The organism is Neobacillus sp. Fa239 (genome assembly GCF_055395235.1).
Genome location: NZ_AP041611.1, coordinates 1923618 through 1936259, shown reverse-complemented (window position 1 = coordinate 1936259; position 12642 = coordinate 1923618). Strand labels below are relative to the sequence as shown.

The following is a 12642-nucleotide window of genomic DNA, read 5'->3' as shown; positions in this document are numbered from 1 at the left end:
CATGTCAGCACATGAACACACACACGAAAATCATGGATCAATCAAAGCATATGTTATTGGTTTCATTCTTTCGATCGTTTTGACTGTCATCCCTCTTGTGCTTGTTTTGGATCATTTAATGGCGAAAACAGCACTTATGGTGAGTATTTTAGTCGCTGCCGTTTTACAATTTGTTCTTCAATTAGTATTCTTTATGCATATTCGCGATGGAGAAGGTCCAAGATACAACGTAATGGCGTTAATTTTAGGGATTGTCTTCGTTGGAACGATTATTGCTGGCTCAATTTGGATCATGTCGTTTAATTCACAAGTTCAGTAGGAACCTTATAATCATAGAAGTTGAATCAAAACGAAATATTGGTACGATTCATTTATACTTCTCTTTGTACAGGCGGCGTTATCGTACAAAGAGAAGTTTCTTCTATGTCTTTTTTCATTTATTGCTTGTTTGTTATTTATAGATGTTCTCATACATAGTGAGGAATCTAATTAGAGGATGTGTGTTTATGCGCTATTTTTGGCTTTCATTTATAGCCGCAGCAGCCATTTTTTTGGTGAATGTGATGGGTTTTATAGATACGATGACCAATTCTGCTCAAGGATGCGGAAGCGGTTATCCCCTTTGTAATGGAAGTTTGTTTCCCAATTTTACTGACTATCATTCAGTGATAGAATATACACATAGAATTTTTGTTGGCTTAGCAAGTATTTTATTATTCGTTGTTTCTTTCATAGCCTGGTTTCGTTATAAAACGAAAAAGATCAAATGGCTCGTTGGTTTTGCTGTCCTGGGTATCTTAGGGGAATCAACTCTTGGTGCATTGACGGTAATGATTAAGTTATCACCGATGCTTTTGGCGGCACATCTTGGCATTGCCCTTATTTCTTTTTCGTCGCTATTTAATATCGCCTATGTTATCTATCATCAAGAAAAGAACATTCAACGAGAGCATAAAATGCCCTCTTCTTTCACAGCTTTTTCTTGGTTTACCTTTATCTTTTTATACGCAGCACTTTATTTTGGCGGCTATGTTGCCAAAACTGGATCAGGCGCAAACTTCCGTGGCTTCCCCATTCCAACAGAACAATTTGCTGTGGTTGGTCAGGCTTATTGGGTGGATGTCATCCATAGATTATTTGCGCTTTGCTTAATCATTTTATTTACATTCCTAATGCTGATGGCCAAAAAAAGCCGTGCACATCGACCAGACATCTATCGCTTTAGTATCATTTGTCTTCTACTTATCCTCCTGCAAGGCTTGAGCGGCGCCCTTCTAATCTATACCCATCTGCAATTAGGGTCCGTCCTGTTACATGTCTCATTTTTATCACTGCTCGTCGGCACACTAAGCGCCATCTGCGTCCAAAGCTGATATGTGGGGGGTCAGTCCCCCGGTCCGTTAACGCGTTAACCGACCGGGGGACTGACCCCAAAAAAAGGAGTGATTTGATGTTCCATAGCCAGCTGAGCATACTTGTCTATAGCCCGCAGCAGGCAGAAGAGTATGCTAGTAAAATACGTGAATACGGTTTTTCATCCGTAAGGTCAGCAGCGACTCCTGATGAAGCGGAACTATTAATACCAAATTCGGAGATCATATTGGGATGGAAGTTCCCTACCAAGCTTCTAAGTAAACCTATTTCCAGATCTGTCCGCTGGTTTCAATCGATGGGTGCTGGAGTGGATGACCTTATGGCAGACACATTGATTCCGTCCGACATTTCCATCACCCGAATTGTTAATCAATTTGGTGGATATATTTCAGAATATGTTTTCACTTACCTGTTGTACATATTGAAGGATGTTCCCCGAATGATGAAAGCACAATCTGAACGGAAATGGGATTCATTTATAGCAGAATCGCTTGAAGGTAAGGTAATCGGAGTTGCTGGCCTCGGATCAATTGGAGTTGAAATTGTACGAAAAGCTCGCGCCTTTGATATGAAAGTTCATGGATTAAGTGCTGGTGGAAAACACGCTCATTTAGTAGATTCACACTTTTATCCTGATGATTGGAATGGTTTTGTTAAGGATCTTGATTATTTAGTTCTAACTCTTCCTTTAACTAACGACACTCATCATATCATTAATCGAAAAATCCTATCTGCCATGAAAGCAGATGCTTGTCTTGTCAACGTGGGACGTGGTGCATTGATTGATGAAAATGATTTAGTAGAAGTCATGCAAGAAGGCCATCTAAAGGCATCCATTCTTGACGTATTTGAGAAAGAGCCGCTCGCTATGGAGCATCCTTTTTACTCCATTCCGAATATTTATGTCACTTCCCACCTCTCTGGACCCAGCACAATCGACGGAGTGACCGAATTTTTTATCGAAAACCTAAAGAGGTATGCAAATCATCAACCCTTGCTTGGCTTAGTGAATCGAAACCTGGGATATTGACATAAATTAGGGAGTGGCCACATACGGTCACTCCCTTTGTTTCATTCAGTTACTGCCAAATTCAAAACGAACTCCTGTTAATTTTTCTGAAAGCTCCCATAACTTTTGCATTGTTTCAGGATGATAGACACCAGATGCTGGAGTTTCAATGGCAGGATTCCCCTTTCGATTTCCCCTTCCATCGGGTCCAATATACTCTCCTCCCCTTAAACTATTTTCTGTCGCAGCATGGATGGTCGGTAGCGCTCCTTTGTCAGCAGGCTGCAAAAATACGTTCATTAATGTCTTTAAGTACCAAGGTGCATCTTTTTCTCTTACCTTAAACAGGTTGGTCGAAGAAATTCCCGGATGACAGGCCAGACTTAGTGTAGAAATGCCATGTTGTTTTAAACGGTTGTCGAGTTCTTTTGCGAATAACAAATTGGCAAGTTTACTTTGTCCATAAAACTTCATTGCTTTATAGCCCTTTGAACCATCCAAATTATCAAAAAAGATCGTGGCTCTTCTATGGGCTAAACTGCTAATTGTTACGACACGGGAATTTGCTGTTTTTTTAAGCAATGGCATCAAAAGACCGGTTAATGCAAAATGTCCTAAATGGTTCGTGCCGAATTGCATTTCAAAACCATCTTTTGTTTTTGAATATGGTGGTATCATGACTCCAGCATTGTTAATTAAAATATCTAATGTATGAAATTGATTACTATAGCTTTCAGCAAAATTCCTAACGCTTGTTAAGTCTGACAAATTAAGTTGCATCACTTTCAAAACAGCTTTGGGATACTCCTTTAGTATGGCTTCCATTGCCAGTCTGCCTTTTTGTTCGTTTCGAACCGCTAAGACCACTTCAGTTCCTTCTCCTGCCAAAACTTTCGCCGCCTCCAGCCCTATTCCGCTATTTGCTCCTGTGATAATGACTCGTTTTCCTGTTAACTCTTGATTTATCAACTGGAACACTTCCATTTCGATATATTAATAGAATTAATTATACAGAAATCCTTATAAATTGTTTTAAATAAAAGAAGAAAACAAAAGAAAAAGCGCTCTTTTTAGCGCTTAGAACTTACATTTCGGGCATTTCTCAAATGGATCCTTCTCATTCCCGCATTGCTTGCACTTCACAGTTCCTTTATGCAAACTTTTAAACTTCCATTGATCATACGTCATCCCATGAGCCGCCTCATCATTTAAGTACTTAATATAATCATAACTATATGGATGCTGCAAGAAACTCACCCCCTTCACTATCAATGTATGCGCTTTCATAAAATAAATGACTGGGGTCAGTCCCCCGTCGCTTTTATGCGGCGAATTACTAAAGGATTTTGATTTGCTCTATTTTTTCACAATAAGAGGTATTATAATATCTTTGTGTTGCAAGCTTTGTTGTAGAAAGAAGGCGGTTTGGATGGAAGCACTTATTACAATCGAAAATGTGATAAAAAAGGACAAATTGGGGCAGCCCATATTAGATGGAATATCAGCAAAAATATTCGAAGGTGAATATATTACGATTATTGGCCCTTCCGGCTCGGGAAAAAGCACCTTTCTATCATTACTTAATCGAATGATGGAGCCAGATTCCGGCACTTTACGTTTCAATGGCACTCCATATGGTGAGATCGATGTGTTAACACTGCGAAGAAAAATTGGCTTGGTTTTTCAATTGCCAACGATGTTACCGGGTACAGTAGAAGATAATCTATTAATCGGCCCAAGCCTGTTAAAGAAAAGCTTAAGCGATGCTGACTTGAACGAATTATTAGACCAGGTAGCACTGCCAAAATCAATAAAAAACCAAGAAGCCCGTTCCCTTTCAGGGGGACAAAAACAGAGGGTTTCCTTAGCACGGACATTAGCTAATCAGCCTGATGTCCTTCTCTTAGATGAAGTAACAGCCTCGCTGGATCCGAATAGCACCGAAGAGATTGAAGAGTTAATTCAAAATTTACACCAAAATGGAAAAACAATTCTTTGGGTCTCCCATAATTTGAAACAAGCAAAAAAAGTTGGACAATATACATATGTAATCGCAGGTGGGAAAATAGTGGAACAAGGACCCACTATTGAAGTCTTTGAGCATCCCAAAAATAAGATTACCCAAGAATTTATCTCGACATCCTTTGAGAAGGAGCCTATTAACTGATGAATACATTTGCCTTACTGTTGACGCTGATTTTTGTCGTTTTTGCCATTTTACTTTCGATTTGGCAGAAGCTTGGAATTGAAAAAGATATTCTCATCGGAACCGTACGTGCTGCGGCTCAATTAATCGCTGTCGGCTATGTCCTCCATACAATTTTTCGGCTTAAGTCATGGCCGCTCATTCTCCTGATGATAACTGTCATGATCACGGTGGCTACCCTTAATGCCCGAAAAAAAGGAAAAGGACTGCCGGGAATTGGCTGGCGGATCGCAATTGCGATCACCACCACTGAAATTCTCACAATGGGATTATTAGTTAGCCTGAAAATCATTGGAGCCACCCCGCAATATATTATCCCAATCAGCGGGATGATTATCGGAAATGGCATGGTGGTCTCGGGGCTGTTTCTTAACCGTTTACAATCTGAAATCGAAACAAGAAGAGAAGAAATTAATGTTTATTTAGCATTGGGGGCCACTTCCAAACAGGCTATTTCGCATGTCATGCGCAACACCGTGAAAGCGTCCATGCTGCCAACCATCGATGGAATGAAAACAGTGGGCCTTGTTCAACTTCCAGGTATGATGACCGGGATGATTGTCGCAGGTGCTAATCCAATTGAAGCAGTCAGATATCAAATATTGATCATGTATTCTTTTACATCGGCTGCAGCCATTACAGCGATTATTTTAGGAATTTTAACTCATGGACTGTTATTTACAAAAGCCCATCAATTTTCCTGAATTGCATTTCCTTTTTCGGAACGGATTGTGAGTTTAAAGTGACTCCTTCCGTTCCCTTTCTGTTGTAAGAAAAGTTAACCCATAACAAATGCTCATGAAAATAATAATAGCACTGACAAGTCCGATCCAGTGCAGATCTGACAATATAAATCCTCCCGCCCAGCCCAGGACACTCGATCCTAAATAATAGAACAACAAATACAGCGACGACGCGGTTGCTTTCCGATTGGCAGGAGCAGCCACTCCAGTCCATCCGCTAGCCGTGGTATGGGCTGCGAAAAATCCAAATGCAAAAACAGCGATCCCGCTAATTTTAACCGCCAGAATTGGGATAAGCGTTATCAAGGCACCTAGAATAAAAATGGCACAGGAGATTCCCATCAGCTTTTGGCGAGTATGGTGTTCTGCCAGTTTTCCAAACATGGTGGAACTCCAGGTGCCAATTAAGTTGACGACAAACAAAAAGCCTAGAACTGTTTGACTTAAATTATAGGGTGGCTCGGTTAATGGATATCCAATATAGTTAAAAAGCATGATATACGAACCCATTATCAAAAATCCCATGGAATACAATGGAAACAAACTTTTGCTCTTGAAACCTGCTGATAAAGCTTTCAAATAATGAGTAAAAGGGATTTTTTCAGCTCGGAAATTCCGTGAATGAGGCAAATAGAACCAAAAATACAAACTGCAAAGAAAACAAATCAGCCCCAAAATAAAAAAAGCAATCGGCCATGAAAACCAGTCGGTTAATGGCCCAATCGCAACACGGCCGACAAATCCTCCAACTGCGGTACCGGCAACATACGCTCCCATTGTACCACCGATGCTGTGTGGTGATAGTTCTTCATTTAAGTAAGCAATCGCAATGGCCGGAAAGCCTGACACACTGATACCTTCGAGTAACCGTATGAACAAGAATACTCCAAAGTTAACACTAAAAGCAGATAGCATTGCCAGAATGGACGTTGCAAACAAGGAAATCGCCATGATTCGTTTCCGGCCGATCCGTCTGGAGATAAAGGGAATAAATAATAAACTTGCAGCAAGTGCGAAGGTAGGAAATGAAATTGAGGCACTGGCAGTAGCGGGGGATACTCCGTATTGTTTTGAAAAAACATTCATTAAAGGCTGTGGGGCGTACAGCACTGCAAAAGTAACGATACTGCCAAGCAGCATACATATAATCACACGGTGATACGACTGGGTATTTCTCTCAATATAATCCATGATTCTCCATTCCTTTCCATAAGTCCTATAATACTGTAGAACAGAACGGAGAAAATGTCAAAAATGAGGAAACCTCTCCATTTATGAAGTAATAAAAAAGCTGACCAATTAGGTCAGCTTCAGACTGTCGACAAATCCGAGAAAAATCGGGTCTGCCGGCAGTCTTTTTTGTATAATTGATATATGAAGATTTTAATGAGGTGGATACTATGCTTTCAAAAAATACACAGATGAATCGTGACCAAATAGAAATGATAGCTTTAGAACAACTTGTACCTGCGAACCATTTGGTTCGCAAAATAGAAGCTGCCATAGATTTCTCATTTATCTATTCACTTGTACAAGATATGTATTCATCTGATCGAGGTCGTCCGAGTATTGACCCTGTAGTATTGATTAAGATGGCGTTTATCCAATATACCTTCGGTATTCGCTCTATGCGTAAAACTATAGAGGAAATCGACACAAATATTGCTTATCGTTGGTTTTTAGGCTTTGGATTTTATGATAAAGTACCACATTTCTCAACCTTCGGTAAAAATTACGAAAGACGTTTCAAGAACACTGATTTGTTTGAGCAGATTTTCTATCGTATTTTGAAGGAAGCTTCTGATAAAAAATTAATAAGCAGTGATCACGTTTTTATTGATTCCACACATGTTAAAGCAAGTGCAAATAAGCGTAAAATTGAGAAGAAAGTCGTTCGAAAAGAAACTAAAGCATATGAAGCGCGATTACAAGAGGAGATTAATAGTGACCGCGAAGATCACGGGAAAAAGCCATTTCCTCCAGATAAATTTGAAAAGGAAGAAAAGAAAGAAATTAAAGAAAGCACCACGGACCCAGAAAGTGGTTATTACGTAAAGGACGAGCGTACTAAACAGTTTGCTTACTCATTCCATACAGCTGCTGATCGAAATGGTTTTGTTCTGGGTACGATTGTTACACCAGGGAATATACACGATAGCGTTATTTTTGAACCACTTCTAGAAAAGGTCATTGAAAAACACGGGAAACCTGAGGCTGTTGCTGCTGATGCTGGATATAAAACGCCTGCCATTGCCCAATACTTATTTGAAAATGATATAACGCCTGCATTACCTTACACTCGCCCTCGTACGAAGGATGGCTTCTTAAGAAAGCATGAATATGTTTATGATGAATACTATGATTGTTATATCTGTCCGAAAGGACAAATATTAAAATATGCAACAACGACAAAGGAAGGTTATCGACAATACTTCTCTAACCCCATTGAGTGTAAAAATTGCCCATTATTATCACAGTGTACACAGAGTAAAGAACATAAAAAACTAATTCAACGACATGTGTGGGAAAACTATTTAGAAGAAGCCGACCATCTTCGTCATACAGAAGAAAATAAAACTATATATGCAAGACGTAAAGAAACGATTGAGCGTGTCTTTGCGGATGCTAAGGAAAAGCATGGAATGCGATGGACAACCTTAAGAGGTCTAAAAAAATTGTCTATGCAAGCGATGCTTACTTTTGCTGCCATGAATTTGAAAAAGATGGCCAGCTGGACATGGAAAAGTCCGGTAATGGGGTAAATATATGAATAAGATAAGTCTAAGTTTTGCTCTTACGAGCAAAAGTCCAACAAAAAGGCATCCGAATGGACACATTCGGATGCCTTTTGTCTACAATCTGAAGCTGACCAATTAGGTCAGCTTTTTTAAAAGGCTTTTGGTAGAGTTACTGAATTCCCAACTCGCTCTTTATATCTGCAAGTGTTTTGCCTTTGATTTGCTTTACAGCTTTTGGAGCGTTTGCCACGGTAGGATTTTGCATTAAGAAGTTCTTCTCAACAAAGCCAAAATCCTTCTCATCGACTTTTCCATCAAAATTGATATCCACTGAGCGTTCACTTGTTCCCCAATATTTTTGGATTAATAGTGCATCATTAATATCGATGACATTATCTTTATTTACGTCTCCTGCGGCAGCTACAAGCATTGTTTCTGTCCCTAATCTTTTAAAGATTCCGTAGTCAACACCATCCATTGTACTGTAAGTATTGTTGAATTTATCATACATTGTGAAGTGGCCAGGAATATTTTGGATAACGGTAAAATCATCACGTGTAACTGGTAATCCAGTTATATAATATTGTCCATATTTATCCATTGTCCCTGTGTAAGTTTTTCCTTGACTATCTTTAATTGTTACCTTTGCTCCAACTTTCGTATAGTCTTTAGCAAAATCAAGGTACCCATCTGCATTATTAAGTCCTTCAGCCTGAATATAGGCTTCCACGCTAGTGAAATTAGAAAGTATATTAATAGGCGCTATATAAGTAAATGGATTTGTCACGGTACCGTCAACACTGGTGAATGTTGAAGCTACTGATCTAAAGCTAGATGCAGGATTGACATCTTTCATGTTTGGAATTTTAATCGTTACATCCACCATTGGGAAATCACCTGTTACCTCTGATGAGCCATCAAATGTTACATTAACATTAGACTTGACGGTTGTGCTTGTTGGATTTGTGGTTGTCACATTTAGTTGTCCGCCAAGTTTTTGTGCAGCAGGATTTAGCGCAATTTTGGTAATATTCGTATCTGCAGTGTTTGTCGTGAAGCTGTAACCAGCAAGTTTCAGTTTGCTCACATTATTGGCAGTAAGTGTAATGGTCATGATATCGCCAATATGAGCATTGACTTGGTTTAATCTTGTCGCAACATTTGGCTGACCGTACACATACGGTGTACCTTCTTTAACAAAGAAATATTGTTTAAAACCATAGACGTTTGTAGCTTGGTCTGCCCCTGAGAACCGGAAATTTAACACCGGTAGATTGGGTGCCGTGGCAATTTCATCTTTGGCATTGCCATTTTCGTCTAATGAGAGTAGTCCGGATAGCCACGGACTGTTAAAGTAATAGCCAATCATATTTTGCGATTGATCAGCCTTTAAGCCAGCTGCTTTCATAGTATCGACAATTTTGTCATTTATTGAAGCTGTAAAAGGAACAGTCTGTTGACCATCTTTATATTCCACAAAAGGATTTCCTGCTTTTTCACCATCCACATGCACATCAAATTGATCAGGCATGGTGTTATCAACGAACAAATCCTGAGAAACAGTAAAGGATTTACCTGCATCATCATATCCAATCATCTTCACCTTGTAATGTCCTTCTGATGCTAATACCGTTTTCGAGCTAATTGGATTATTTGCATCATTTGTAAATGGGTAATAATATCCTGCGAATGCTCCAACCCCGTATTGAACACCTTCATCGCGTCCTATCCCATCAAATTGACCAATAAAGCCTAAGTCTTTACCTGTAGCTGCATCCGCAACTACTATATCAATGTATCTCATATGGGATTTTAATGAAAAATCAGCAAATACATATGGATAGAAAAATCCGTTATTCATATTATTACGATCGGAAGCCATCGACTGACGATCAAGAGTGAAACTCTGGAATCCTTCTTCTACAAAGTGTACGCCAAATGGTACTCGGTACGTTTCATTTGGATTATCATGGTTGGTATAGACAATATATCCCTCATAAATTCCTTTTTCCGCTGTTGCTGGAATCGATAGGGTTACTGTTCTCGTTACATTGCTATTTGCCGGCACTTTAAATGACTGGTCGTTATTTACTTCTACACCATTTTTCGCAGCATCTAATGAGCCTCTTAAATTTGATTGGAAGTTAACGCTAACATCAAATGTCTTATCTTTAGAACCATTGTTTGCAAATGTTAAAGAACGAGTATCTTTTATATTTTTACTGTTGTAAACCTCATTACCGAAGCTTAGAGCCCCTGTATCTTCTTTTATTTGTTTTTCTCTGCCATTAATAATCGTCGGTGTGGTTTCCTTCACTTTGATTTCCATATCCGAGTGAATCGCTTTATAAGGGTCTACACGACCAGCTCCTTCCTCAAATACACTGTATGTCTGACTTAAAGGATCTGCGGTATTCATTAAGATAGATTTTACATCTTCCGGCTGTAAACCAGGATGAGCCTGCAATAATAATGCAGCAACGCCAGTTGTGAAAGGAGTTGCCATAGAGGTTCCGGACATGCGCTCATAAGCATATTTATAGTCTGCTGGATTGCTAGGACTATGGATAAACCCTGGTACAGTCGATAACACACTTACTCCTGGTGCTGTAACTTCCGGTTTAATATCATAAGTAACACGAGATGGCCCGCGAGAACTGAAGTCTGCCAGTGTATCTCCTTTTGTTGAAAATTGACCTAATTCGCTAAAAGAAAACTGAGTATTTCCAGCAGCAATTTTTTGTTGAAGGGCAAGTCCATCGGCATTTGTTAAATTGAACGATGGGATAAAATCTGAGCCTTCCCCTAAATAAAACGGCATATAATCTTCAGTCGTTATGTTGTCCCAAATCAGAATCGCTGCAGCCCCTTTTAACTTGGCTTGTAAAATTTTATCATTAATGGTTGTTGAGCCGCGCTGTACAAGTACTACTTTACCCTTATAGTAATTTGGGTCAGAATTATTATAGTTGTAAGATGCACCATTTCCTGCAATAGGAACAATCGTATACGAATTTCCCAATAAAGAAGAAATGTTATCACTCCAACCTTTTGCCAATAAGCGCATATCAGATTTTACAGTGTCAAGATTCCCCTTCATCGTTGGAATTTGTGTAGGAACATCACTGGCTCCTACAGTTAAGGCTAAAGCTGCCCCGCCGGGAGAACCGACTGTATACATACCGTTTCCAGCATTTCCTGCCGCGATTACAGCCGTAACTCCGCTTAGCACCGCATTGTTAATTGCGATACTATCAGGATATAGCGGGTCATTGTAGTTAGCACCTAACGAAAGGTTCATCACGTCCATACCGTCTGCTACCGCTTTATCAATCCCCGCGATAATTCCATCATCAGCACCGCTTCCCCCTGGACCAAGCACACGATACACATATAAATCAGCATCTGGTGCAATACCAGTTGTTGCATATGGACTATCATTTTTCCCTTGACCGACGATTATCCCGGAAACATGAGTTCCGTGTTCTGTCTCGTAAGTTGATGGATCTCCGTTCGGCTTCCCGGCTTTTACCCAGTCCGCGTATGTTGTTTCCATCGGGTCATTATCATTATCGATAAAATCGTATCCACCTTTATAAGCGGATTTGATATCCGGATGATTGTAATCAACACCAGTATCTAATACCGCAACTTTTATACCTTTACCTGTGTATCCTTCTTGATGTAATTTATCAATTTTAAGGTAGGAGCGCTCAGCTGCCATTCCTTGGCCTTGAGCTTCCGTAGAAGGCTGCGCTTCACTGGTTGGGGGCTCTACTGTTACGGTTGAATCGCTATAAATTGCTTGGACTGCGTCCGATTTCACTAAATCCTTCAGCTTATTTGCAGGTACTTCGAGTGCTACCCCATTGAAGGCATTTTTGTATTCCCGTTTCACTTTGTAGGATCCATCTGATTTATCTTTAAACGTGTTTTCTAAATCATTCTTAAATGTTGCATGATCATTATCAACATTACTTTTGGCCTTGCTATCGGATATACTTTGGCCTTTTACTGCTGCTTCCAGAACAGCGACCTTCGAAGGTTTGTTTTTAAATTCCACAATTACCGAAACATTTTCAGTACTGTCAAGATTGACTTTAGAATCCACAAAAAGCCCGGTTTGATCGTCGGTGGAAAGCTGTTTTAAAGCCTGTCTTTGCTCAGGAGTCAATTTAGCTAAGATCTGTTCGGCTGTTGAATTTGTGGCAGCATCGACTTTTGATGGCAGTGAAAAATATGTATTTGATAGACTGCTAGAAACCAAACCTACCCCTAAAGTCAGAGCTGTCGCTTTTTTCACAAAACTCTTCTTATTAAATTTCATATTTGCTCCCCTTTTATTATTATTTTTTGAAAATTAAATCGATTACAAAAATAATAGTAAAGGGAATACAGGAAGAAGTAAATTGGGGTTATTGAGAGGCTAAATTCGTGTAAAAACTAGCTAAAAAGGATTACTTTTCTGCAATTAAAAGATATTTTTCACTATTTTATTTGAGCTAGAACTAGAGAACAGGCCAAAAGTCATAGTTGTCTTTTATAAAATTACCCCAAATTTTTGCATTTTAA

The 12642-nt window shown here is 39.5% G+C and carries 10 protein-coding genes; 6 read left to right on the top strand and 4 right to left on the bottom strand.

Annotated elements, in window-relative coordinates:
* The first annotated feature begins 1 nt into the window (after position 1).
* The 3 genes from cyoD (at position 2) to ACZ5XR_RS09190 (ending at position 2404) form a co-directional block, all read left to right on the top strand.
* Positions 2–319, top strand: a complete 318-nt coding sequence (cyoD, locus tag ACZ5XR_RS09200) for a cytochrome o ubiquinol oxidase subunit IV (protein WP_464501357.1) — start codon at positions 2–4, stop codon at positions 317–319.
* Positions 320–506: 187 nt separating this feature from the next.
* On the top strand, positions 507–1373 hold the full coding sequence (locus tag ACZ5XR_RS09195) for a COX15/CtaA family protein (protein WP_464501355.1): 867 nt from the start codon (positions 507–509) through the stop codon (positions 1371–1373).
* Between the two features lie 77 nt (positions 1374–1450).
* Positions 1451–2404, top strand: a complete 954-nt coding sequence (locus ACZ5XR_RS09190; protein ID WP_464501354.1) for a D-2-hydroxyacid dehydrogenase — start codon at positions 1451–1453, stop codon at positions 2402–2404.
* 45 nt (positions 2405–2449) lie between these two features.
* Here ACZ5XR_RS09190 and ACZ5XR_RS09185 read toward each other — a convergent pair whose 3' ends face one another.
* Together ACZ5XR_RS09185 and ACZ5XR_RS09180 are read right to left on the bottom strand one after the other, a co-directional pair.
* The gene (locus ACZ5XR_RS09185) at positions 2450–3352 is read right to left on the bottom strand and encodes an oxidoreductase (RefSeq protein WP_464501353.1); all 903 of its coding nucleotides are present in this window, start codon (positions 3350–3352) and stop codon (positions 2450–2452) included.
* A gap of 108 nt (positions 3353–3460) precedes the next feature.
* Complete coding sequence (locus ACZ5XR_RS09180; protein ID WP_464501352.1) at positions 3461–3631, bottom strand: hypothetical protein; 171 nt, start codon at positions 3629–3631, stop codon at positions 3461–3463.
* Between the two features lie 181 nt (positions 3632–3812).
* Here ACZ5XR_RS09180 and ACZ5XR_RS09175 point away from each other — a divergent pair, with 181 nt between their 5' ends.
* Both ACZ5XR_RS09175 and ACZ5XR_RS09170 read left to right on the top strand, forming a co-directional pair.
* Positions 3813–4550, top strand: a complete 738-nt coding sequence (locus ACZ5XR_RS09175; RefSeq protein WP_464501351.1) for an ABC transporter ATP-binding protein — start codon at positions 3813–3815, stop codon at positions 4548–4550.
* Positions 4550–5293 carry an ABC transporter permease gene (locus ACZ5XR_RS09170; protein ID WP_464501350.1) on the top strand — a complete coding sequence of 248 codons (744 nt, stop codon included), beginning with the start codon at positions 4550–4552 and terminating at the stop codon, positions 5291–5293. The genes ACZ5XR_RS09175 and ACZ5XR_RS09170 overlap by 1 nt, the downstream gene beginning before the upstream one ends.
* 33 nt (positions 5294–5326) lie before the next feature.
* On the opposite strand, the gene ACZ5XR_RS09165 is transcribed toward ACZ5XR_RS09170, so the two are convergent.
* Positions 5327–6523, bottom strand: a complete 1197-nt coding sequence (locus ACZ5XR_RS09165; protein ID WP_464501349.1) for an MFS transporter — start codon at positions 6521–6523, stop codon at positions 5327–5329.
* A gap of 209 nt (positions 6524–6732) precedes the next feature.
* Between ACZ5XR_RS09165 and ACZ5XR_RS09160 the strand changes: the two genes are divergently transcribed.
* A complete protein-coding gene (locus tag ACZ5XR_RS09160) occupies positions 6733–8094 on the top strand; it encodes an IS1182 family transposase (protein WP_464500685.1) in 1362 nt (453 codons plus the stop codon).
* A gap of 145 nt (positions 8095–8239) precedes the next feature.
* Here ACZ5XR_RS09160 and ACZ5XR_RS09155 read toward each other — a convergent pair whose 3' ends face one another.
* Entirely contained in the window at positions 8240–12397 is a 4158-nt protein-coding gene (locus ACZ5XR_RS09155) for a S8 family serine peptidase (protein WP_464501348.1), read from the bottom strand.
* Between the last annotated feature and the right edge of the window lie 245 nt (positions 12398–12642).